Origin of the sequence: Winogradskyella sp. MH6, assembly GCF_022810765.1 — a bacterium.
In the GTDB taxonomy this organism is placed as follows: Bacteria; Bacteroidota; Bacteroidia; order Flavobacteriales; family Flavobacteriaceae; genus Winogradskyella.
Genome location: NZ_CP094494.1, coordinates 410,793 through 433,675, shown reverse-complemented (window position 1 = coordinate 433,675; position 22,883 = coordinate 410,793). Strand labels below are relative to the sequence as shown.

At 32.4% G+C, this 22,883-nt stretch carries 23 protein-coding genes; 8 read left to right on the top strand and 15 right to left on the bottom strand.

The genetic code is table 11. The features are described from left to right. Positions 1 to 46 precede the first annotated feature (46 nt). On the bottom strand, positions 47 to 907 hold the full coding sequence (locus MST30_RS02090; protein WP_243472760.1) for a hypothetical protein: 861 nt from the start codon (positions 905 to 907) through the stop codon (positions 47 to 49). Between the two features lie 78 nt (positions 908 to 985). Here MST30_RS02090 and MST30_RS02085 point away from each other — a divergent pair, with 78 nt between their 5' ends. Beyond that, positions 986 to 1,357, top strand: a complete 372-nt coding sequence (locus MST30_RS02085; protein ID WP_243472759.1) for a hypothetical protein — start codon at positions 986 to 988, stop codon at positions 1,355 to 1,357. Further along, a complete protein-coding gene (locus tag MST30_RS02080; RefSeq protein WP_243472758.1) occupies positions 1,350 to 1,571 on the top strand; it encodes a hypothetical protein in 222 nt (73 codons plus the stop codon). Before MST30_RS02085 ends, MST30_RS02080 begins: the two co-directional genes overlap by 8 nt. Positions 1,572 to 1,613: 42 nt before the next feature. On the opposite strand, the gene MST30_RS02075 is transcribed toward MST30_RS02080, so the two are convergent. Genes MST30_RS02075 through MST30_RS02060 form a run of 4 tightly spaced genes read right to left on the bottom strand, consistent with a single transcriptional unit; the run spans position 1,614 to position 5,507 of the window. Further along, positions 1,614 to 2,438, bottom strand: coding sequence for a DUF6602 domain-containing protein (locus MST30_RS02075; RefSeq protein ID WP_243472757.1), 825 nt, complete (start codon positions 2,436 to 2,438; stop codon positions 1,614 to 1,616). Beyond that, a complete protein-coding gene (locus MST30_RS02070; RefSeq protein WP_243472756.1) occupies positions 2,431 to 2,895 on the bottom strand; it encodes a Mov34/MPN/PAD-1 family protein in 465 nt (154 codons plus the stop codon). The genes MST30_RS02075 and MST30_RS02070 overlap by 8 nt, the downstream gene beginning before the upstream one ends. Next, positions 2,892 to 4,541, bottom strand: coding sequence for a ThiF family adenylyltransferase (locus MST30_RS02065; RefSeq protein WP_243472755.1), 1,650 nt, complete (start codon positions 4,539 to 4,541; stop codon positions 2,892 to 2,894). Before MST30_RS02065 ends, MST30_RS02070 begins: the two co-directional genes overlap by 4 nt. Next, positions 4,542 to 5,507, bottom strand: a complete 966-nt coding sequence (locus MST30_RS02060) for a nucleotidyltransferase family protein (protein WP_243472754.1) — start codon at positions 5,505 to 5,507, stop codon at positions 4,542 to 4,544. It abuts the gene before it with no gap. A 319-nt stretch (positions 5,508 to 5,826) separates the two neighbouring features. On the opposite strand from MST30_RS02060, the gene MST30_RS02055 reads away from it, so the two are divergent. The 6 genes from MST30_RS02055 to nrdD all read left to right on the top strand — a co-directional run bounded on the left by MST30_RS02055 (position 5,827) and on the right by nrdD (position 14,370). Continuing rightward, positions 5,827 to 9,075: an SNF2-related protein gene (locus MST30_RS02055; protein WP_243472753.1), complete on the top strand. Its 3,249-nt coding sequence runs from the start codon at positions 5,827 to 5,829 to the stop codon at positions 9,073 to 9,075. A 288-nt stretch (positions 9,076 to 9,363) separates the two neighbouring features. Beyond that, positions 9,364 to 9,798 carry an RrF2 family transcriptional regulator gene (locus tag MST30_RS02050; RefSeq protein ID WP_243472752.1) on the top strand — a complete coding sequence of 145 codons (435 nt, stop codon included), beginning with the start codon at positions 9,364 to 9,366 and terminating at the stop codon, positions 9,796 to 9,798. A 53-nt stretch (positions 9,799 to 9,851) separates the two neighbouring features. After that, positions 9,852 to 10,580: an iron-sulfur cluster repair di-iron protein gene (gene ric / locus MST30_RS02045; protein ID WP_243472751.1), complete on the top strand. Its 729-nt coding sequence runs from the start codon at positions 9,852 to 9,854 to the stop codon at positions 10,578 to 10,580. Positions 10,581 to 10,671: 91 nt separating this feature from the next. Next, the gene (locus tag MST30_RS02040) at positions 10,672 to 11,889 is read left to right on the top strand and encodes a heme-copper oxidase family protein (RefSeq protein ID WP_243472750.1); all 1,218 of its coding nucleotides are present in this window, start codon (positions 10,672 to 10,674) and stop codon (positions 11,887 to 11,889) included. A gap of 159 nt (positions 11,890 to 12,048) precedes the next feature. Continuing rightward, positions 12,049 to 12,495 (top strand): anaerobic ribonucleoside-triphosphate reductase activating protein, encoded by a 447-nt coding sequence (nrdG, locus tag MST30_RS02035; protein WP_243472749.1) that lies wholly within the window; start codon positions 12,049 to 12,051, stop codon positions 12,493 to 12,495. Positions 12,496 to 12,501: 6 nt separating this feature from the next. Further along, entirely contained in the window at positions 12,502 to 14,370 is a 1,869-nt protein-coding gene (nrdD, locus tag MST30_RS02030) for an anaerobic ribonucleoside-triphosphate reductase (RefSeq protein ID WP_243472748.1), read from the top strand. An 11-nt stretch (positions 14,371 to 14,381) separates the two neighbouring features. Here nrdD and MST30_RS02025 read toward each other — a convergent pair whose 3' ends face one another. From MST30_RS02025 to MST30_RS01980, 10 genes are all read right to left on the bottom strand, one after another. Further along, positions 14,382 to 14,831 (bottom strand): RrF2 family transcriptional regulator, encoded by a 450-nt coding sequence (locus MST30_RS02025; RefSeq protein WP_243472747.1) that lies wholly within the window; start codon positions 14,829 to 14,831, stop codon positions 14,382 to 14,384. A gap of 309 nt (positions 14,832 to 15,140) precedes the next feature. Beyond that, a complete protein-coding gene (locus tag MST30_RS02020; RefSeq protein WP_243472746.1) occupies positions 15,141 to 17,144 on the bottom strand; it encodes a TonB-dependent receptor domain-containing protein in 2,004 nt (667 codons plus the stop codon). Between the two features lie 107 nt (positions 17,145 to 17,251). Continuing rightward, on the bottom strand, positions 17,252 to 18,097 hold the full coding sequence (locus tag MST30_RS02015; protein WP_243472745.1) for a hypothetical protein: 846 nt from the start codon (positions 18,095 to 18,097) through the stop codon (positions 17,252 to 17,254). 102 nt (positions 18,098 to 18,199) lie between these two features. Continuing rightward, the gene (locus MST30_RS02010) at positions 18,200 to 18,595 is read right to left on the bottom strand and encodes a hypothetical protein (protein WP_243472744.1); all 396 of its coding nucleotides are present in this window, start codon (positions 18,593 to 18,595) and stop codon (positions 18,200 to 18,202) included. Positions 18,596 to 18,649: 54 nt separating this feature from the next. Continuing rightward, the gene (locus tag MST30_RS02005) at positions 18,650 to 19,066 is read right to left on the bottom strand and encodes a hypothetical protein (protein WP_243472743.1); all 417 of its coding nucleotides are present in this window, start codon (positions 19,064 to 19,066) and stop codon (positions 18,650 to 18,652) included. 1 nt (position 19,067) lies between these two features. Next, positions 19,068 to 19,850 carry an ABC transporter permease gene (locus MST30_RS02000; RefSeq protein WP_243472742.1) on the bottom strand — a complete coding sequence of 261 codons (783 nt, stop codon included), beginning with the start codon at positions 19,848 to 19,850 and terminating at the stop codon, positions 19,068 to 19,070. Continuing rightward, positions 19,843 to 20,550 (bottom strand): ABC transporter ATP-binding protein, encoded by a 708-nt coding sequence (locus MST30_RS01995; RefSeq protein ID WP_243472741.1) that lies wholly within the window; start codon positions 20,548 to 20,550, stop codon positions 19,843 to 19,845. The genes MST30_RS02000 and MST30_RS01995 overlap by 8 nt, the downstream gene beginning before the upstream one ends. Further along, complete coding sequence (locus MST30_RS01990) at positions 20,544 to 21,791, bottom strand: nitrous oxide reductase family maturation protein NosD (RefSeq protein WP_243473842.1); 1,248 nt, start codon at positions 21,789 to 21,791, stop codon at positions 20,544 to 20,546. Before MST30_RS01990 ends, MST30_RS01995 begins: the two co-directional genes overlap by 7 nt. 4 nt (positions 21,792 to 21,795) lie before the next feature. Further along, a complete protein-coding gene (locus MST30_RS01985) occupies positions 21,796 to 22,224 on the bottom strand; it encodes a nitrous oxide reductase accessory protein NosL (protein ID WP_243472740.1) in 429 nt (142 codons plus the stop codon). After that, entirely contained in the window at positions 22,221 to 22,838 is a 618-nt protein-coding gene (locus MST30_RS01980; protein ID WP_243472739.1) for a hypothetical protein, read from the bottom strand. The genes MST30_RS01985 and MST30_RS01980 overlap by 4 nt, the downstream gene beginning before the upstream one ends. Positions 22,839 to 22,883 lie beyond the last annotated feature (45 nt).

Sequence of the window (22,883 nt, the reverse complement as noted above, 5' to 3'; positions counted from 1 at the left end):
AGGCTGTTTTTTCAGGGACTGAATGGGTTCTACATAGGTTTTCATTCTATTTTGTAATTAAAGTTAATTTATAATTGTCTTGGCTTCTAGGGTCAATTAAAAGCTTTGATCCTTTAGGAATTTTATTTTTTAAAAGGAAGTCGGCCAGTTCGTCCTGCTTCACGTGCTTTTCGGTAATGGTTCTAGGTTTGATGTGTCCATCATCAAAAGCAATCTCCACTATTCTTGGTTTTTTGAAAAGTACAATTTCTCTGATCTGGTTTTCGAGGTCATTCAGGTATTTCAGTTTCTTGTGTTTTATATTGAGATCGATACTTATGATCTTAGACAGTTTGCCCAATATAGGGATGGAAATCAGGGGGTAATCAAAAGATAGACTCCCAAGTTTTTTTAGTAGAATATCGTTGTTTACCAAAAATGAATGTTCATTCGTCAACGGACTGTAAACCATACCATGTGGTTGGCTTACGTTGGCTATGCACGACTTTAGCATATCGGTATATTGGTTTATTTCTTCCCTAAGGGTGTCCATGACCATTTCATTTGACAGGGTATCTTTTAGACTGGATTTTCCCGTTTCTGACACCAGAGGTTTTTTTGAATGAATATACTTTAAGATGACCTGGTCGGCATACTTGTTCTTCTTTGGAACATTCCATACCTGATAGGATAGGATTTTCAATTTTTCAGTACTGATGCCAATGTCGCTGAGTTCCTTCAGTATCATCATCCAAATGGCTTCAGGTATGTTCATCCGACCATGTTTTTGATGTGTCTCAAAGAAATAGGGAATGACTTTATTTTCTCTCCAATAGGAAACCTGTCGAGACTTAAGGCCCAGATCCTTGGGCAGAATGTATTTTTCGTAGAAGGATTCTCCGAATTTGATATAGAATTGATCGTTCATAAAATTAAAATTTACACAAATGTACATTTTAAAATTTTAAAAAAGCTATATTTGTAAATATTATTTGAGCGAATTACTATGAAAAACGAAATTGAAAATCGGATTTGCCCTCATTGTGGATTAGAGTTTATACCAAAACGATCTAATCAGATATTTCATAATGGCGATTGCAGGACGGCGCATCACAACAAAAGAAATAACGCCAAGCGAAAAGAACTGGCCAAATTGTTTAAACCGATAGAGAAGCAATATTATGCACTATTAGGATTGTTAAAAGGTGAAAAAGAAGTTACAGTGCACAAGGAATACCTCAGAGGTATTGGGGTAAATTTTTCTCTCTTTACACATATCCACTACAATGAAACAATAGAGAAGAACTGTTATGCGCTACATACAGTTCACTATTATAAAGTTGATAACGAACACTATAAAATTTGCACAAATGATTGATACTGATCTATATGATATTGAAATTTTGTCTCCACAGGACATAAATATGGTTGAGCTTTCCAATGTGAGGCAATTGAAGCAGGAAAACAAGTTTTTAAAATATGGGATTATAATCATTGGGCTAGCGTTAGTTGGCTTTACGGCTTATAACTTGTACCAAAAGAATACCCTAAGAAGAAACGCTAGCTCATTAGACGAAAATTATTTTGCGTAAAGGTGTTGCTGAGATTAAATAAAATGGAAGTTTAAATACTATTTAAATTTCTTCATCTAATTTTTCCCCAATATTGTCGAGGTATTCTTTCAGATTGATTGCTGGTATAGTGCCTATTGCTTGTTGTAAATACCTTGTTAATTGAAAAAAGAATGTAACCATTGAATTATCAGCCTTGCTAAACTTTATGCTTTTGAATGTTCTATTGTTATAAAATTCTAAGTAAGCTTTATGACCAGCATCAATTATTTCATCGTTTGGGTCGTAATCGACATAAAAACTTCCGTAATCTGCAATACACCCCAAATCTATCGTTTTCAGCTTAGTTTGATTTTGAATGTGTCCTTTAATTGTACTGTTGTTATTCCTAGTATAAGTATTCGTACTGCAAAGAATACCCCCAATAATTTTGGTTAATGGTCTCGCTGGTCTAGGAATTCCACCGTTAATAAAGCCTGCTGCTTTTCTTTTAAGAACCCTTACGCTTTCAATTTTTTCAGCCGAGTACTCAATATAATTTTTGTCATCAACATTCCCTTTAATATCTGGCTTTACTTCAAAAACGGCATAAACTCCTTCCGCAGGTATGTAATGAAACCCGTTTTGAGTAAAAATGAAGGGAGTGTACCAGTTATCATAAATTACTATATCCATTTGATGGCTAGTACTGCCCTCTGAATCTATTACAATTGCCTTATCCACATTATATCTATTTGGCAAATATGTTCTAAGCCATTCAATCCAAGCATTTTCTAATGAGTCTCCTTTGGAGCCAGGGTGGGTAATAAACTCTCTATTTGTATTTAGTTGGGCAATCATTTGTTTTTGAAGCCCAGCGAATAGTAATTTTATATCTATTTTACTCATAAGGTATTAATTTTTTGTTATCGTAAATGTAAAAAGTTGCTTGGTTAAGTTGCTTTTCTGAAATACTCAAAATGAGTAAAACAGGGTTCTTAATATTAACACTTGGAGATGCTTCGATGTTAATCATTGCGTTTAAATCGATATCACTAAAGCCAGTACTTCCATTCGGGTGGGTGTGCCATTCACCAACATAAAATTCTTTTTTCTTTTTGAATAATTTAGAAAAAAAAGACTTCATTCCTTTAGAACTTCTTTCAAATAAATACCTACTGCCTTTATAGCTTTTGGGGAGAATATAATCGGTTATAAATAATGTTTTGTAATCATCTGAATATTTACCAATCAAAAATCCTCCAAATTCATTCGGAAAATGATCTATTCCCGTCTTACCAATTTTTTCGAGCAACTCTTGGTCTATTATTAGTTCTACTTTTCTATGCTTATTGTACAGCTTCAATACTCTACTATTTTTAAGTTGGAAGAATCACTTTCAATAATAAAGTTGTTTTTTCTCAAGCCAGTTTCATACAAATGATGAATATGTTTTATCGCCAGATGAACTAACAATGATATGTCATTATAGGATGCCTTGAAAGTTGGATTCCAACAACCAGTCGGATTATATAAATCAGATGTGTCATTTTCTAAAACATTCATAAACTGATTCATTACAAAATTGTAGATATTGGGGTTAAAGGCGCAAATCAATTCTTTTGCAAAGTTTGTAATAGAAAGGTTTATTAAATCACATTTTATATCGAGCGAATCAAGAATGTACATGAGGTCATTGTCTGTTGTGCAATCAAAAACTAAACCGTATTGATTTAAGCCTTTTTCAAAACTGCTTTTTGCTCCTTTTTCTTTGTGATATAGCTTTATGATACCTTGAAAATAGTCCTTCTCAACTATGCTGGTTTCAACAAATGGAGAAATCGTACCTAGAATAATTTTAAGTTCTTCGGTTTTATCCATCAATCCAGTATTAAACTGATATTCTGACCGACATACATTTTCTGGTTCCTTAATGTCATAATCTGCAATATCAATGAATTTACAACCGCATCTTGCTAGTATTTTAGCAACCATACTTCCTAATGCACCAACTCCGATAATCAGTATTTTCTTTTCAGTAAAGTTTTGTGAAAAAGAACCTCTCCCGAAAAAATACTTATATGAAGAATTTCTAGTGATACCCCAATTTATATCTAATTCGTATCTTGAGGTTGTTATCCATTCTTCGTTTGGTAATTGATAACCTAAAATCGGAAAATCACCTATTTCCAATAAAGCAACTTGCCAATGTATATTGACTTCATCAATTTTATACCCAAAAAAAACAGGGAACAATTTCCCTCTTTCTTTGATGAATTTTTTTTGAAATTCGAGTAGAAAATTTAAAAATGCTTCAGGAAGGTGGTCTTGTAAATCTAACCATTTAGTAAAAATGAACTTACCATAGGTAGCGGGAGGTGTTTCTATAAACAAATAGGCTCCGTAATATGAAATACCCATATTCTTATAAAGATTGCTCCATTGGCAATCTAATTGTTCACCACTTCTTCTAATAAAGCTTTGAACTATATGGTTTGAAATGGAATCGCCTCTAAACCCTCCGGGTTGAAGTGCGGTAATTGTTACATCTCCAAATTCTCCTTTTTCAAAGCTATGCCCAGTATCTGTAAACAGAAATGAGCGATACTGATTGTTTATTAATTTTTCATCAACTATAATATGTTCGTAATGGTCATCTAGGTCATTATTGATGAAGTATTTAACTATCCAATTCTTCAAAGAATGGAAATCATAATTTAGCTTTGATTTTAAATTTGTGTGATGCGATGTGTGAATACATATAGCGCCATCTCCCATTACGTGTCTATACTCCAATAGACTCAAGTTTTTAAACTTTATGGAATCTGAATCATAATTTTTTAGAGGGTAGCATTTGAATACCTCTACTACGAATTCTAAAGGGGTTGATAATTCTTTGAGAGATATTTTAACCTTTCCCTTTATTAGTAAATCTTCCTCTACAAAATCATAGGCTTTTTCAACAAATGGAATATCGCTAATAAGTTTTGTAACATCATCTAAAAACCCCATTTATCCGAAACGTTCATTTTTTGGTGGTGTAGAATAGGCTGATCCCCCAGTTTTTATTCCGTAACCGCTACTACTTGATGATTTGTCATCATCTTCAAAATCTTTATTTGTTGGAAAATAACTTTTGATATTATCGCTATTGCTATTAATCCTTTCAAGCATCCTTTCCATTCTGTTTGATAAATTGGTTTTTTCCCAACTTTCCAAGGTGTCCATTAAATCATTGTTGCTGTTTCCTGGGTCAATTAATTTAAATCCATCTTCTGCAACTTTATCCTTAATATACTCCATCACTTTCTCCAATTTTTCCCAAAGATTACCCGAAATACTTTCCTTGTCAAAGGCTTTTATCGTAATAAGTTCTAATAAAAAGGATTTATATTCTTTACCATCGTTATTATTCCATATTTTTAATAAACGGATAATTTTTCTTTCGTTTTCTTTAGCTTTTATATGGTCAATTTGCGCTTGGATGTTAGTTTGTATATAAGTGCTGCTTGAGAAAATCCCATATTTGCTGAAAACAAAAAGATTTAACTTGTTGTCTTCTGAATATTGGTCTTGATTAAGTTCTCTCCCCGGAACAATATCTAAGCTAATTACATCTCCATCGTCATCTTCATCAAAAATTATCCCGATTGATACTTTTTGTTTTCTTATTTGGGCAACTTCACCGTATTCATCATAAAGGAAATCATAAAGGCTATCAAACATTTTATCGAGTGTCTCGAATGAATCTTTTTTAAAAGGTACAACTACATCTAAATCAAATTTTGTATTTATTGCAGTATGCTTTTTGAATGAACCTGAATTAAAAGGGTTGTATATATTAGAACCATAGTGAGATTCTAAAGCTTCTTTTACTTCATTTCTTTTGGTCTTGAATTTGTCCACTAGATTCTGAACGTGTGTCATTCGATGTGTCTCTAGTACGTTTTGCAGGTATTCTTGTTTGTTTGTTGCCATATTCCTAATATTTTAAGAATTTCAGTGTCAATAATGCTGCCAAATTCAATATCAGCTATTTATGTCAAAGTAATTTTGGTGAATAATGCCAACTTGGCAGATATGTTATAAACTATATACAGAAAAAATAATTACGTACAGTAATTTTAAGCACATTAAAAATTTGCAAATTTAATTTTGATTAAAATAATTTAATCCATCTTGAAAATGCTTTAATTCGTTTTAATACATCTTGAAAACATATAGAAGCGAATTAGAAATATTTCAAAAAGCTTTAACACTCTAGATTTTTTATCAGTTTGTTGTAAATTAGGCTGATATGATTGAAAATCAACATACTGGACAATATATTCTAGATTTTGGTAACGAGCAAATCGCACCGCCAGAGTCTTGGCCTAAGCAAGAACATTTCCCACTTAACTTAAAAACGTATAACAGAACTGTTCAAGAAACTCTGCAAGGCGATATAGAATCTTCTAAGGAGTTGACTATTTTAACAGGTTTTACATCGCTTTCCCATCTTATCGATACCTTCGGAAATAAGAAACTTGAGAATTTAAAAGACATCAAAATTGTACTTGGCTTTGAGCCGAATCCGTTAGGAAGAAAACGTTATCACGTTTGGCCACTTGAAAAAGAGATAAGGGAATATTGGTTAAAAGAGGGCTTGTCAATTCTTTCTGGAGGAAGTGTAATCAACCTCATTCAAAAAATCAAAAACAAATCGGTTCACATTAGATTTTATGATAAACTACATGCAAAAATTTATGCAAGTGATCGAATGGCCATGCTGGGCTCTTCTAATTTTAGTAAGAATGGTTTGACTATTCAAACTGAAGCTAATATAAGGGTGTTGGCACATGTTGATCGTGATAAGTATACAGATATTAAATCGATAGCGAATAACTATTTTGACAGGGCAAATGATTACGATAAGATTATTGATCTTTTACAGGATTTAATAAAAGAGGTAGGTTGGAAAGATGCTTTGGCCAGAGCAATAGCAGAAGTTTTGGAAGGTGAGTGGCTCGATGAATATAAACTACTCATGTCTAAATTGGAGAACACTAAACTTTGGCCAACCCAATGGCGAGGGCTGGCGCAAGCTATTTCAATATTGCAAGAAAATTCAAACGTATTGATTGCAGATCCCACAGGTGCAGGTAAAACGAAGTTATGTTCGACCATTGTTTTAGCACTGAAGAATTGGCTATGGGAAACGGGAAGAAGAGACAAAGACAATTCGCTGATTGTATGTCCGCCTTTGGTGGTTGACAAATGGCGGAAGGAATTTTTGAGCCTTTCTACAATAACTAATAATCAGACTTCCTCAGGGATACTTAGTAATGCTAAAAAGCAAACTCTTGAGAAAGCACTTAACGAATTGAAACTGGCGAATATTCTTGCCATTGATGAAGCGCACAATTATCTGAATCTTTCCACGAAAAGAAGTGAAGCAATTCGTAAAAATACAGCGGATTTTAAAATCTTGATTACAGCCACACCAATAAATAAAAGAATCAATGATCTGCTGAAAATTGTAGAATTATTGGATGTGGATAATTTGGATGATGATAGTTTTAAGGCGTATTCGGAATTGAAGGGTAAGCCGAATTTAGAGAACGAGGCCAATATTGAAATGCTCAGAAGCTTTGTCAGTAAATTTACGGTTAGGCGTACAAAAGTTATTCTTAACAAGCAGATTGATAAAGAACCTGAAAAGTATATAAATGCCCTTGGAACCGAATGTCGTTTTCCAAATCAAATAGCAAAAACGTATCATACAAGAGAGACCGAATGGGACACACAAACCGTTGTGAAGATTAATGCTCTATGTCAGAAATTGAAAGGACTGACATATTTAAAACGAATAAACAAACCAAAATTTGAGCTTGATGAGGAGCACAAGCAAGGTTACTTGAACAATAGAATTCATGCTGCGCAAAAATTATCAATTTACATGATTCGATCGAGACTGCGATCTTCTAAGATGGCTTTATTAGAGCATATTATCGGACTGGATGAGGTTCTTAAGATGGAGGATTTTCATTGTCCTAAAAATCAGCAAAATAAAATTAAGCTATCAGAAATCAATAAGTTGATCACTAATAACAAAGTTCCAACAATCAGCAGAATTTTCAAAGATTGTGAAAAGCCTTTATGGCTAACAGATTTAGCAGAGTACATCAATGCATGTGAAGTGGAGTATAAAACCTACATGGAAATCGCCGATTTGACAAAAACACTTTCCAATAGCAGAGCTATGGGAAAGGTTGATGTTTTGGTTGATCAAATGAACAGACATAAAAAAATCATTGCTTTTGATAGTTCTGTAGTAACCTTAAATTATTTTAAACATTTGATTAAGAAAAACTATCCGAAAATCAATGTTTTGGCTGCCACAGGTTCAAATAAAAAGGATAGTGAAGTTGTTTTAAAGAAGTTTAATCTAACTTCAGAGAATAAAGAACGCATAATAGCCCTGTGTTCTGATAAAATGTCAGAAGGCGTGGATTTACAGTTAGCTTCTTCCGTGACCCTTTTGGATTTACCGAGTGTCATTAGAATAGTTGAGCAACGCTTTGGAAGAGTTGATCGCATGGATACTTTACACAAATCTATAGACATGTATTGGCCTATTGATTCAGAGGTTTATTCATTAAAAGGAGATAAAAGGTTACTTAAGCTAAATGATATTATTTCAACAATGTGGGGCGCAAATTTTCAGCCACCAAAAGAATTAAAGCATAGGCATTTTGAAAATGTTGAAAGTATCGATGATATTATTGAAGAGTTTGAAAACTACCTTTCCGAAGATAGCTCATGGGAAGGGATACATGATAGCTTTCAGCCAATAATGGATTTAAAAGAAGGGGATAAACAGTTGATTTCAGAAAAGGAATATGAACAATACAAAGGGATAAAGAATACAGTAAAAACAAAAGTTAGTTTTTTGAAGACCGAATCTGAATGGTGTTTTTTTGCAACTAGAGGGGATGGGAATAAAAGTCCGAAATGGTATTTTATCAAACCGAGTTCTGAAAAAGGTATTTATACTGAGTTTCCTGAAATATGCGATCAGCTTAGAAGTCATATTTCAAAGAAAAGTAGTTCAGTGAAATGGAATGACAAGTATCTTAGAAAGTATCTGAAAATCCTTCAAGATAAAGAAATAGACTTGCTTCCAGTCAAGAAGCGAAGGGCATTGAAAGTTGCAGAAATTATTTTAAAGGCAAAATTAAAGGATAAAAAACTTGACTATAAATACAAGTTAAAAGTTAGAGAGCTTCTAGATTTATTTCACCCAAGAAAAAAGGATGTTGACTTTGAAGCATACGCAAAAATTTGGATAGACATTCTACAGCCATATCTAGAAGAAAAAAGAAATCGATATAAATCCTCTCGCTATGTTTATAATTTAAATAGTTTGACAACTAAGGCAGAAATAAGTCGGATTCAAATTTCTTATGAAAGACTTCAATCAATTTTGGAAGATTTACCTGTGAATGAAAATATTGATCATAAAATTGCTGCTTGTATAGTTGGGGTTCTGGACAAAATAAATTAGCTACTTATACGAAAGATTAGACAGACTTACTTTTTTCAATGTCTAAAATGATTGTTTCCAATTTGTGTCCGATAATCTTACAGCCCTTATATAATATAGTCTAAAATCATATAATGAGTTTTTCTTTGGTTATTAATCTGTTTATTTGATTTATATAAAATTTATTGTTACCGTATAATTATCACTTAGTTTTTTTCGACTAAAAACTATTTAAAGTTTATTAATTAAGATAAAAATATCCTAATTAAGAATATTATTCCTTAACTTTGTATCATTAAGTAAAAAAATATGTTTTCAAAGGCTTGTGAATATGCTATTAAGGCATGCATTTTTGTCGCAAAAAGTTCCATGCGAAATGAACGTGTGACGCCAAAACAAATCGCTGATCAAATAAATTCTCCAGTAGCTTTTACTGCAAAAATTATGCAAGAATTAGTGAAAAGTGATTTGGTGGATTCATATAGAGGTGCTTATGGCGGATTTGAAATAGATAAAGCTAAAATAGACCAGATTTCACTATCAAAAATTGTTAAAGTTATAGATGGTGACAAACTATACGACGGTTGTGGTTTGGGGCTTGATGTCTGTAATGAAAATCATCCTTGTCCAGTACATTATCAATATAAAACGATTAGAGAAGACTTAAAACAGCTTTTAGATTCTACTAATTTAAAACAGTTAGCTTTAGGAATTGAGAATGGTCTATCTTACCTTAAAACATAAAAAAATTTACATCAAAATAAGATAAAAACATCCGAATTAAAAAATTATATATTATGGAACTTACAATGGATAAAGAAAAACAAATAGGAGAGTATGTAGCCGAGGATTTTAGAACTGCTGCCATATTTTCTAAATACAAAATTGATTTTTGCTGCAATGGCAATCGTACCGTTTCAGAAGCTTGCAAAACCAAAAGTGTAGATGAGCAAAAGGTAAAAGAAGAAATACATTTTATCTTAAATTCTGTTTCTGAAGAAACGATTGATTATAAGTCTTGGCCTTTGGATTTACTTATGGACTATATAGAAAAAAAGCATCATAGGTATGTTGAAGAAAAAATACCAGTGCTTCGTCAGTTTCTCGATAAGCTTTGTAAAGTACATGGTAAGAGACATCCCGAACTTCTAAAAATTTATGAGCTTTTTATGGCTTCGGCTGGAGAGTTAACAGCTCATATGAAAAAGGAAGAACTTATACTTTTTCCTTTTGTGAGACGTATGGTAGAAGCTAATTTGAGTAATACCACAATAACATCTCCTCAATTTGGAACTGTTGAAAACCCAATTGCAATGATGAAACATGAACATGATAATGAAGGCCAGCGTTTTAGACAAATAGCAGAGTTAACAAACGACTATACTCCTCCGGCAGATGCCTGTAATACATTCAGAGTTACGTATGCTATGTTAGATGAGTTTGAGAAGGATCTGCATTTACACATTCATTTAGAAAATAATATTCTGTTCCCAAATGCAATTAAACTAGAAAATGCACTCAGATAACCCTTAAAACTAAAGCTTAGTTAAATCCCAGAGCGTTGTTGTGTCTGGGATTTTCTATATATTTTTAATTGGAATAAAAACTAAAAGGACTATGCTTAAAAAGTTTAGTATAATTTGTCTCTCTAATTTTTTCATAGCTTCGGTATTAGGACTTTTGTTGCGTTATGCATCAGTAGATTCAATGGGTATTAACTATAGATATCTTACTCATGCACATTCTCATATAGCAATGTTGGGTTGGGTGTATTTAATGCTGTTCTCCTTTATTGTCTTTATCTTTATAAAAGTGAATCGAAAAAAATATATCAGACTTTTTTGGATCACTCAAATTTCGGTTTTAGGAATGCTCTTTAGCTTTCCATTTCAAGGATATGGCGCCGTATCCATATGCTTTTCCACCTTACACATATTGTGTAGTTATCTCTTTGTTTTTTGGATTTGGAAAGATTTGAAAAATAAAACTGGAGCTTCTGTACTTATGTTGAAATCTGCTTTAGTATTTATGCTAGTATCAACTATTGGTATTTGGTCCTTAGGACCAATTATTGCAATATATGGAAGTGGCTCAATGTATTATGATATCGCTATTCAATTCTTTCTTCATTTTCAATTCAATGGTTGGTTTTTGTTTGGAGTGTTAGCTTTATTAATAAAAGAATTGAATATGAAAAATAGCACTTTATTCAAACCATTTTATCTTTTACTCACTTTTGCTACCATAGCTACGATTGCTCTACCCATTTACTGGAATCAACCTAGTATTGTCTTATTTTATGTTAATGGATTGGGTGTTTTTTTACAATTAATTGCTGTACTTATATTATTTAGATTAATTTATCTTCATATAAAGAAATCAAAACCCACTTGGTCTTCCTTGAGTATTTTTACTTATGCGTTTGTGTTGAGTTGTATTGGGTTTAAGGTACTAACACAAGGTTTGTCTTTAATTCCTGAGTTAGCAGAAGAATTATATCAATATCACAGTTTAATAATAGGATTTATACATTTAGTGATGCTTGGTGTTATTACGGGCTTATTGTTTTATATGTTGCTAAATAGTTTTTTGTATCAAAAACCAGTGGTGCTAAAATTAGGATTTTATAGTTTTTATTTTGGTTTTGTTACAGCTGAGTTCCTTATTCTATATCAGGCGATTAGCTATTACTTTTGGGAATCTGGAATTGAGAACTATAATACATTATTATTTGTAGCAAGTATTTTTCTTTCTTTAGGTATTTTTTTAATTACATTAAGCATCATATTTTCTATACCAAAGCAACAAGATGAGTTAGACCTTTCTATTGGTTAAAAATAGTTTAACACTATCTTATACATCCATTTTCTTTTTTTTTAGGAGCCTTCTGGGATACTGTTAATAACCTTTTTAATAACTATAAGCAACTAAAATTCTCTATAGAAAACTATTTGGGTATTTTTATAAAAGACTAAAAGGTCTTTTATTGTTAATATGTATTATCATGATTTTAATGTAGTGCTTCAGGAAGTGCCAGGAGAAATAAGTTTATGTTTTACCATATCTGGCTGCCCATTAAGATGTAAAGGGTGTCATTCTCCCTTTCTTTGGAAAGAGGGGAGTGGTTCTAAACTCACCAACAAAGCATACAACGAGATACTATGCAAATATCTCAGTTTTGCCACTTGTGTTGTTTTTATGGGAGGTGAATGGCATGCAAAGGAACTAATTTATAAATTAAAATATGCAAAGTCACAAGGCTATAAAACTTGTTTATATACTGGAGAAGAAACCATAGACTCTAAAATTACCAAGCATCTTACCTGGTTAAAAACAGGTAAATGGGATTTTACAAAAGGCGGACTAAGTAGCCCAAATACAAACCAACAGTTTATAGAAGTTGCAACAAAGAAGAAACTAAACCATTTATTCCTTAAATAATATACTATGATAAGATTATCTCAAGAGCAAATAAACAAAAAGATTGATTTTATTCAGCATTACCTACATTCTGCAAATGCAGCAGATGGCTCTAAAATGGATGCAAATGCAAATGTTACATCCAAGAATATTGCAACAATGGAGGCCGAAATAAATAAGGATATTAACATTCAGGTTAATCGTGAATTAATAAAACAGAAGATACAAGAACTCTTCGGACACCAATTAGCCAATGAATATATCCGTCAAATTGAAGATCACGAAATATATGTTCATGATGAAACATCTCTAAAACCTTATTGTACATCTATTAGTATGTATCCATTTTTGTTAGATGGTCTTACAAAATTAGGTGGAGAAAGTAGAGCTCCAAAGCATTTAGAAAGCTTTTGCGGTGAATTTGTAAACCTTGTTTTTGCTATTAGTTCCCAGTTTGCTGGTGCTTTAGCAACGGTAGAGTTCTTAATGTATTTTGATTATTTTGCATCAATAGATTATGGTGAACATTATCTTCAAACTCATCAAAAAACAATTGAAAATCATTTACAACATGTTGTTTATGCCATAAACCAACCTGCAGCAGCCAGAGGCTATCAATCTGTTTTTTGGAATATTTCGTTGTATGATGAGCCTTATTTTAATAGTATGTTTGGTGATTTTGTATTTCCTGATATGAAGAAGCCTAAATGGAGTAGTTTAAAACAACTTCAGGAATTTTTTATGTCATGGTTTAACAAAGAGAGAACAAAGGCTATTTTAACCTTTCCTGTTGTTACAGCTGCAATGCTAACCAAGGAAGGCAGTCCTGTGGACTTAAATTTTACAGAAATGTGTGCACAAGAGCTCAGTGAAGGTAATTCGTTTTTCATATATCAGTCTGAAAATGCAGATAGTTTAGCGTCTTGCTGTCGTTTAAGAAATGAGATAAGTGATAATACCTTTAGTTATTCATTAGGCGCAGGTGGTGTAGCTACTGGTTCTATTAACGTAATTACCCTTAATATGAGTAGACTTATTCAGAAGAATGCCAATATTTTGGAAGAAGTACAAAAACTCCATAAATACCAAGTAGCCTATAGAAGACTAATGGAAGCATATTATAATGCAGGACTTTTACCTGCTTATAATGCTGGTTTTATTTCGTTAGACAAGCAATTTCTCACCATTGGTGTTAATGGTATGGTTGAAGCTGCTGAGAGTAAAGGAATCACTGTTGGTAATAACAAAACGTATAAAAGCTTTGTAAACAAGTATCTAAAATTAATTTTTGTTGAAAACAAAGTAGCAAAAAGCAAGTATGGCTACATGTTTAATACGGAGTTTGTGCCTGCAGAAAACTTAGGTGTAAAAAATGCTAAATGGGATAGAGAGGATGGTTTTGTTGTAAAAAGAGATTGCTATAATTCTTACTTTTATGCCGTTGAAGATCATAATATTAATGCGTTAGATAAAATAATCCTTCACGGAAAAGAGACCATCAAATACTTGGATGGTGGTTCTGCATTGCACCTTAATTTAGAAGAAACACCAAATAAAGCTGGTTTTATAAATCTTATAAACGCAACCGCAAAAGCAGGTTGTAATTATTTTTGTTTCAATATCCGAATTACTATTTGTAATCACTGCTCTCATATCGACAAAAAAACTACTTCGGTTTGTAAGAAATGCAATTCAACAGATGTTGACCATGCCACTCGTGTTATAGGCTATTTAAAAAGAGTCTCTAATTTCAGTTCAGGAAGACAGCGAGAACATCATTTAAGACACTATCATAGAGAAGAAAAAGATGATTCACTAAATAAAAAACGAATAGCTCAGGTAAAACATTATCTAAGTAAAATAGATGCCATTAAAGACCATGCTGCTTATAGCTAAGAAAGAGTGTGCTAATTGATGTCTAATCCTTTTAAAGATATTAAGGTTTTGTTCGCCTCAATGTCATTTGCTAATTCATTTATTGTTTTTTCTTTAAAGTCTGCAAGTATTTGTTCTTTAAAGGGTGAAACTATGTAGTGAACAGGGCATGGGTTTTGGTCATCGCAACGCGATAATCCTAAAAAGCAACTATCAAATTTAGTAGTGCCATCTATATTAATTATGATGTTCAAAATGTTTTTATGTTTATCGTTATCTGTAAGGTAGAAACCGCCAGTTGGCCCTTTAGATGATGAAATAATTTCTTTAGAAGCAAGATCTCGTAATAACTTTGCCAAAAAAGGAGGTGGAGCCTGTATGTCTTTAGCAATTGTTTTTGAGCCTATTTTATTTTGGGTATCACTATATTTTGCGAGATATAAAACAGCTCTTATTGCATACTTTGCAGCATTAGAAATCATAGTATTTTTTTATAAAGATATAAAAAGATCGATTAGTCTTATTTTATCCAAAACAGCCGTGACTTAAGGCTACTGCACCTGCTGTTGTGATTAAGCTAATAACTAATAAAATCCCAAAATTATGCATGCAACACCAAAAACGATGATCCATGCATGATTTAGCACCCATTATCATAAAGTTAATTAAGGCAGATAAACCTTCTAACAGTGTTGTTATTTTAACTGTATCGCAAACTTAACTTCAAATGTTTTAATATGTAAATTCTTTTTTTTTTTTTTTTTTTTTGTTTATGTTTAAGTGTTTGTAAATTAAGGAAATAAATAAGATAAGTTGATATAAAAATTTCGTCCTTGTCTTGGTATGTTATTCCAATCTGCAAAGGTTGAATAGTTGGTATCTAAAATGTTTTCAACACCATATTTTAAAATTGTTCTACCATGATTTCCATAAAACGCATGCCCCAAATTAAGATTTAATACAGCATATGATGCGGTTTCATTTTCACCATAAAAGCTACTAAAGTGACTTTGGTTACCATTACCTTCTAGCTGTATTGCAGCGTTAAAGTTGTGTTGTGTATAGTTAAGTTCTGCAAAGTAGCTAAAGGGTCTTATTAATGGTAAATTTTCACCATTGCTTCCTTTTCCTAAGTTATATCCAATTGTAGTGTTGGTAGAGAAATGGTCAGAAAACTTATAGCTGCCGTTAAGGTACACATCAAAAATAGAAGCATGGTCTAAAGCTTCATAAACACGTACACCATTAGCTCCAATAGTCATAGAGCTAATATTTGGTGCAATTTCTCCAATAATATAATCCATAATGTAGAAATATGATGATTCTAATCCTAGTTTTAAATTGCCAAAAGATTGTTTGTAGCCAAAACTAGCTTCTATAGCTTTTTCATTTTTTAGATTCGGATTACCGATATAATCATAATTATCAAAACTATTGAATAAATAAAATCCGTAACCTTCACTAACTGAGGGAGCACGTTCGCCATAACCTAACCCAAATGATACATTCTTTGTATCTTTTTTAATGTTATAAGATGAAGAAAGACTCATTAACAAACGGTTTTTACGATCGCTAATATTTGGGTGAAAAATCTGAAGGCTTTCAACACCTACTCTGTCTTCAATTTTATTGGTATGGTGCCCAAGTCTTAATGAGGTAGATAGTGTTTTGTTACTATTGATATGCCAATCGTCTTTAGCAAAAATACCAGTATAAAGTGTTCTTATATCTGGCCATGTAAGCATAAACATGTCTGGTTCATTTGGGTTGTTAGAAAACATAGTCATTTCAGCCAAAGAACGATTGTAAAAACCATTTGCATTAAAGGTAAAATGATGGTTGTTTATAACAATATCTGCTTTACTGTAAAAGCCATAAGTATCGCTCCAACCAGGCATATCCATCCGAATAGGTACATCTGGGCGCTTACTATCATCCATAATGTGGGTTATAGTGTTAAAATACAACTTGGTTTCTAAAGATTTTAAGCTTTTCTCTTCTGGGCTGTAATAATGAGTTAAAGATGTGATTAAAGCTTCTGCCAACGAAACATCCATTGGTAATGCAGGATAACCGACATCTGTTGCTCTATCATAAATGATGTTAGCATCGATATGCTGAGTTTCGGAAAACTTATATCCTGACTGCAATGAGATATTATACTTTTTAAACTGAGAAAATAATACTTCTTGGTTGCCTCCAGCATCATAATTATCAGATTTCCTTAAGATACCGTCTGCACTGATGTAAAATTTACTACCTGTATATTCAATATCTATACCTGTTGCAAAAAAATTACCATTGGTTTCGTAGCCTAAATCTGTGCTGGTTTTTAGACCAGTATCTGTAAATTTAGATGTTGGTAGCTTTAAGTCTATGCCACCACCAACGCAATGCCCATTCTCAGTGCCCGATTGGCCAGAGCCAATAGTTACTTTTTCTAGATTAGAAACATCTACATAAGAGGTTATAGGATCCATTTTGTCAGTACAAGCTCCAAAAATCTGCATGCCATCAATGGTAACAACCAAACGATCACTTACCATATTGTTTATAGCAGGTTCCCAGGCGTAGTTACCTCTTTTTATCATAGTGATGTCGTTAGACTTTTCTAAATAATCATCAATACTAGATAAGGTTTTTTCTTGTCTGTTGTTACTTAGTTTTCTTCTAGTTACTATAATGACTTCCTCGAGTTCTGTGGTGTCATTCTTTACTTCTTTAATTTCTTTTTCTTGAGAAAAACCATGATTAAAAAAGACGGAGCAAACAATTATAAAGATTAGCTGTTTCATAGCTAAAAGGTTTTAGATTATATGATTTTCATAGTAGAGCGTAGCCGAGAGTTGTAGTAACTCTCGACTGCTAACTCTACAAAACAATGTTTTAGCTTGAAGGGAATCTAGAATTCAAGTTCTAAATACAGACTGCTCGATTCATTTTGTTCGGTTACATCTTCACCTTTTAATACGTCGTTTTCTACATTTAAAAGTTTTAGATTTAACTTCCAATATCCTGTCATAGTCAATGATAAATCTCCGTAATAAAAGCTATCTGCGTTGTTGAATGATAAATCGGTATTATTAGGCGAGCTATGATTACCCATACCAGGCATACGAGGATCTAAAGCAATTGTATAATTTTCTACCACAGGAAATGTCATCATGTTTTCCATTTTAAATAAGCCTACTTTCATTTCGTTAATAGCAATGCTTGGATTTATAGGTTCAATTAAAGCTAAAATGTAACGCGTATCATCAGTACCTATAAAGCTTGCTACATTCTGGTTTTCATACTGAAACACATCAATGGTTTCTGTAACACTATACGCTTCACCATTAATGTTATAATTAATTGTAAGTGACCAACCAGAACCATCTGTGTTTGTCATTTGATAAATTATAAAGCCCTCATAAACGGTATTCTTCCCTATAGCTTTTGTAATATTAGATTTAGGGCATGAATGTTGCATCGTAGGCATTTGCATTACTGGCATCCAGGATAAAGAAGCATCTTCAATATAGGTGTTAGTGGTATTGTCTTTTATTCTAAGACTTATCGCATTGTAACCAGTTTTAAACATCCCTGTTTTATTGAATAATTCAATGGTTTGGTCGCCATTTGTGATTTCTTGAATGAGAAATAAATTAGCGACTTCATTATCAGGTGTTGTGTCGTCGTTGTCGTCTGTTGAGCACGAGAATATAAGTGCCATCAGCACTAATGGTAAAATATATTTAAGTTTCATTTTATTTTTATTTTAAGTTAATTTTAATGTGTAGTCATCTTAAATAAAGCTTTTAAAAGCCCATTTTAAGAAGTTATACGCTCTAAGCGTGCCGATAAAAAATTAACCTAAAATAGGTGGAGGAGTATCTATATCGTAGTATATAGAGATTGTACTCTTAGCGTAAAAATTCACTTGACTACTTCTGTCATTATTAATAATGATTTGCTCTTCTGCGCTGTGTTCTTCATTTAAAAAGACAAAAACATCTAATCGTGTACGTTCTGTTTTTTGTAGAGGATTATTTGGTGTATTACTGTTGCTTTCTTTTAGCTCTTTACGTAACTGACATTTTCCATTACAACCCTTTTGTTCGTCTTTTTGAATACAAAGTGTTTTCGCTATTATGTCTTGGTTAATCACAAAATCTGCAACTATAACAACAGTTTTAATGTTGTTAAATAACAACGCAATAGTTAATATTATTGCTAAGGCTTTATGTAGTACTTGAGCGATCACGATACAAATTTCGGACTAAAATGTCTTAAATAAGATGATAAATGTCATGAGAAATTAAACTTTAAAAAACTCAAAATACTTGGCAACAAGAAGTTTTAATCGTTTTATTTTTTGTGCTTTAGCAGTATCATTTTCTTCGTCTTTTAAATCTGATATTTCTTCAAGTATAGGTACAAGAACAATGTGAAGCTGATCGTGTGCTTCACCTTTCATGTTGCAACTTTTAATGATGTAACTAGTCTCTTTTGAAAGGACGTTGCCTAATGTTTTTGTATCAATTGAGGTTTCTGTTTTTAAGATGGAATCGATGCGTTTCATTCCGATGTGCGTTTCCTGGTTTGCTACCCACTGTTTACCATTGTTTAGAGCTAGGCCTTCTAAAACGATGTTAGCCTCTGTTTTTTTGTTTTTACATCCAAACAAAGCCAATATAAATAGAAGTGCAATACCATAAACTGTTTTGAGCTTCATACTAAAAGTCTTTTTTCTTTGATTTATGGATAATTCGTAAAACTGGAAGAGCTACCCAAATAATTAAGGCAAAGATAGAAATAATCAACCCAAAGCTAGTGCCAAAAAACTGTTTAAAAACAGCACCTGTATATCCTAATAATGCAGAGATGTCTAGCTTTAAAAGAATAAGTGTTCTGGACAGGTCTATTGGGTTGAGCATTGTGCCAATTAAAGAGACTTTATCAAGAGGGTAATCTTCAAAAATTATTAATGACATTAAAAATAATCCATCGTAAATAATGGCAAGAAATAGCCACATAAGAATGGCGTAACCAAATCCTTTAATTTTATTTTCGTTAGATAGCGCAATATTAAAGGCTAAAGCACTAAATATAAATGTTAGAAACACGCCTACTATTAGTAGCAATGAAAAATCCCAAATGGCATTAGATTTAAATAAACCATAAACAATAAATGGAATACCAAGACCTAAGATTAAACTCATTGATAAAGAAAGTGCAACACCAAAATACTGTCCTAAAAAAATGGACGAGCGTTTTAAAGGCTGAGCGAGTAGAAGCTCTGTAAACTCTTTTGAATTGTAGTAATACATTACGCCGAAAATGGTGCCTATTAGAGGGACCAAAACTATTATAACATTCATTAGTGTAATAACAGCCTTAGATAAATCACTATTTAGAAAAAGCAGTACAATACCCAACAGCAGATAAAAGGCAAAGTAAACATAACTCCAACTGCTACGCATTAAATCGAAAAAACTGTATTTTAAAATCTTAAGCATGGTTTTTGTTTAAAATGTTAGCAATGGCATGTTCAAAATCGTTCTGTTCTGTTTTGGTTTTAAGCTCTTCTATGCTGCCTTTAAAGTATATTTTTCCTTCTAGAATAAATACAATCTGATCAGCTACTTCTTCAACAAAACTCATTATGTGAGATGTAATTAAAATGGCCTTTCCTTTTTTCTTTTCTACTGTAATTAACTCTTTTAGACGTATTAAAGAAATAGGATCTAAGCCTGTCGTTGGCTCGTCTAAAATTACAATTGGACTATCGAACATAAAGGTGAGCACCAAATTAACCTTTTGCTTTGTACCGCCAGAAAGCGTTCCCAATTTTTTGTTTAAAAAAGGTTGAAGCTTAAAGGTTTCTATAAGTTTTTGATCGTTGTTAGTTTGTCCCCTAAGGTCTTTTATCATTTTAATGAGCTCTATGACTTTGAGGTTGCTGGGAAAGTTAGCTATCTGAGGGAGATAATCTATTTTGCTTCTATAATTAGAGTTCTTTTTAATGTTTGTGTTAAAAACTTTAATTGTGCCATTGTCTGGTATTACCATCCCTAAAATGCTTTTTATAATGGTGGTTTTTCCAGAGCCATTAGGACCTAAAACAGCAAATATACCTCCTTCATTTATGTTAAGGTCTACACCGTTTAGTACGTTATTTTTACCGAATTTTTTATGTAGATCTACTATTTCTACCATGTTACCTTATGCATTAGTGGTTTGTTATCAATGAGATTTTCTGGTGTAAAAACTGGTGATACTTTTTCAGAAAAGTTAATTATATCAATAAATAAGCTTCTAAGTAGTACAATACTTTCTGGAGTGCGATTTACCAAATATGAAAACAATTTTACTGGTCTGTAGGGAACGTCTCCAATACCATCTTTATCTAAATCGTAACCTGTGTAATTACTCCAGTAATTATTTTCAAACTTATTACTGTTTAGTTTGCCTGAATAAGATAAGTCAAAAGAGTTGTGCAAAAAGTTATTTTTTGAATAAATGTTATCATAACAAGCTCCATGTACCTTTATAGCATATCCATTATTTTTAAATGTGTTTTCGGTAAATGTTATTCTATTGGTGCCATCTGCATTAACACCAATAGTGTTGTCTTCAAAGATATTGTTCTGTAGTTCTGCATCGTTAATCTCCTTAAGTAAAATTCCATAAGATGCTGTTCCCCAATTTTTCTTAAACAAATTGTTGAACATTTTTATTCGCTTAGAAAACATTACGGCAACACCAGCACCATTGGCTTCAAAAGTGTTATTTTCATAAGCATTGTCATTAGAAAACATAAAATGAAGACCGTAACGCATATTTTGGGTAGAGTAGTTGTTGGCAATATAGCTGCTGTTCCCAAACTCTAGATATATGCCATCTCTCATTCTGCGCACATCATTGTTTAGAACTTTTACATTTTCACAATGCCAAAGATGTATGGCGTTACCAGAATCTGCTTCAGCTTTGCCTTCACCAGATATAGTATTGTTTTTTATAATACCATCCTTAGATTTTTGAACTAAAAGGCCAAAAAAGGCTCTTTCTACTGTAATATTTTCAATAACAAAGTCATATGATTTAAATAGCAAAATTGCTGCATATTCTTTTGTATAACTAACTTCAATATTTTTTATTGTTAAGTTTTTGATGATAATATCGGTAGCCTCTACAGAAAATCCGTAGCCTTTATTCTGAGTGTCTATTACAGTGCCTTTTTCTCCTGTTATATAAAGTGATTTTTTGTAGATGACAATATTGGATTCCTTGTACAGACCAGTTTTAATAAAAAGACTATCTCCACTTTTAGAACTATCTACAGCAGTTTTAATGGAATTAAAATCACAACCTGTTTTGCAAATGGTTATTGTTTTAGCAAATACAAAACAGGTTGAGAAAAGAAATAATAAAAAGCTAATAGTTGTTTTAGGGTTCATCCAATCAATTAATTTTGTTAAAAATACCTTCCCAATCATAGTATTGGGCTGGTCTGCCATTGATGATTTTTTTCGCTGTTTCGGTATTTTTGAAACCTGAGAGATTTGCTCCCATAGGACTAGTAATTTCTTCACAAACAGCATATGTAGCGGTTTTTGCATCTATCATTGTGCCAGGTTGATTGTAATTGGCAATGAATAAGTTGCCAGAAGCCATAATATCTTGTTTGTCTTCTAAAAAGCGAATCATACATTCTATAGCATCAAACTTATATTGTTTGCCTTTAGTGGTAACCATTTGTGCCGCGTGTGTTTTTGTAACAATGGTCATTTGGCAGAAATGGCACATATCTGTTCCGTAATTTATAGTTTGAGGTGTTTTACTACAACTAAAAAAGCTGCATAAAAATATTAATAGACTTAGACGTTTCATGCTTTAACAGTTTTCATTTTTTTATTACCTAACCAATAGGCTATAAAGGTTAAGAACATTCCAAATCCCATCATGTAGGCACCTGTATGCGGATAAGAATGAGCCACAAAATTTAAGATATGTCTTGTTCCAAATAATGGTGGTTTATAACTTAAAGGATTACCATTTGCGTCTGTCATTTTCATAATAGCTTTAGGATCTAAATTGGTACCGTAATCTACCATCCAAGCATTAAAATCGTACATTCCTAACACACCTAATATAACCATTAAAATGAGCCATCCCAAAAACCACTTTGGTGAAATACCTTTAAATAATCCTAAAAAACCAAGTAAGATACCAAATAAGGCCATACCTCCAACAACCATTGGAAATACTGAAAACTCCCACATTTCATTTGGTTTAGGCAACTTGCTCATACCTATATAATGGTTTAGTCCATCAATGTTCTGTAAATCGTGTTTTTCTTTTCCTACTAACCCATCTAAGTGAATATTCATACCGATACCACTTGGATATTGAGGTGCTTCTAGAGATATACTCCACAAAGGAAATATAAATAAACCTAAAAGCAATGCGGAACCTATGATCATTAATATACTAGCGGATTTCATGTTTAATTTATTTTAAAAATTATGGGCGAGCAATACACTCGCCCA

Excerpts from the sequence above, each read along its gene's own strand:
- MST30_RS02090 (WP_243472760.1), bottom strand. The coding sequence starts at position 907 with ATGAACGATCAATTCTATATCAAATTCGGAGAATCCTTCTACGAAAAA.
- MST30_RS02085 (WP_243472759.1), top strand. The coding sequence starts at position 986 with ATGAAAAACGAAATTGAAAATCGGATTTGCCCTCATTGTGGATTAGAG.
- MST30_RS02080 (WP_243472758.1), top strand. The coding sequence starts at position 1,350 with ATGATTGATACTGATCTATATGATATTGAAATTTTGTCTCCACAGGAC.
- MST30_RS02075 (WP_243472757.1), bottom strand. The coding sequence starts at position 2,438 with ATGAGTAAAATAGATATAAAATTACTATTCGCTGGGCTTCAAAAACAA.
- MST30_RS02065 (WP_243472755.1), bottom strand. The coding sequence starts at position 4,541 with ATGGGGTTTTTAGATGATGTTACAAAACTTATTAGCGATATTCCATTT.
- MST30_RS02060 (WP_243472754.1), bottom strand. The coding sequence starts at position 5,507 with ATGGCAACAAACAAACAAGAATACCTGCAAAACGTACTAGAGACACAT.
- MST30_RS02055 (WP_243472753.1), top strand. The coding sequence starts at position 5,827 with ATGATTGAAAATCAACATACTGGACAATATATTCTAGATTTTGGTAAC.
- MST30_RS02050 (WP_243472752.1), top strand. The coding sequence starts at position 9,364 with ATGTTTTCAAAGGCTTGTGAATATGCTATTAAGGCATGCATTTTTGTC.
- ric (WP_243472751.1), top strand. The coding sequence starts at position 9,852 with ATGGAACTTACAATGGATAAAGAAAAACAAATAGGAGAGTATGTAGCC.
- MST30_RS02040 (WP_243472750.1), top strand. The coding sequence starts at position 10,672 with ATGCTTAAAAAGTTTAGTATAATTTGTCTCTCTAATTTTTTCATAGCT.
- nrdG (WP_243472749.1), top strand. The coding sequence starts at position 12,049 with ATGTATTATCATGATTTTAATGTAGTGCTTCAGGAAGTGCCAGGAGAA.
- nrdD (WP_243472748.1), top strand. The coding sequence starts at position 12,502 with ATGATAAGATTATCTCAAGAGCAAATAAACAAAAAGATTGATTTTATT.
- MST30_RS02025 (WP_243472747.1), bottom strand. The coding sequence starts at position 14,831 with ATGATTTCTAATGCTGCAAAGTATGCAATAAGAGCTGTTTTATATCTC.
- MST30_RS02020 (WP_243472746.1), bottom strand. The coding sequence starts at position 17,144 with ATGAAACAGCTAATCTTTATAATTGTTTGCTCCGTCTTTTTTAATCAT.
- MST30_RS02015 (WP_243472745.1), bottom strand. The coding sequence starts at position 18,097 with ATGAAACTTAAATATATTTTACCATTAGTGCTGATGGCACTTATATTC.
- MST30_RS02005 (WP_243472743.1), bottom strand. The coding sequence starts at position 19,066 with ATGAAGCTCAAAACAGTTTATGGTATTGCACTTCTATTTATATTGGCT.
- MST30_RS02000 (WP_243472742.1), bottom strand. The coding sequence starts at position 19,850 with ATGCTTAAGATTTTAAAATACAGTTTTTTCGATTTAATGCGTAGCAGT.
- MST30_RS01995 (WP_243472741.1), bottom strand. The coding sequence starts at position 20,550 with ATGGTAGAAATAGTAGATCTACATAAAAAATTCGGTAAAAATAACGTA.
- MST30_RS01990 (WP_243473842.1), bottom strand. The coding sequence starts at position 21,791 with ATGAACCCTAAAACAACTATTAGCTTTTTATTATTTCTTTTCTCAACC.
- MST30_RS01985 (WP_243472740.1), bottom strand. The coding sequence starts at position 22,224 with ATGAAACGTCTAAGTCTATTAATATTTTTATGCAGCTTTTTTAGTTGT.
- MST30_RS01980 (WP_243472739.1), bottom strand. The coding sequence starts at position 22,838 with ATGAAATCCGCTAGTATATTAATGATCATAGGTTCCGCATTGCTTTTA.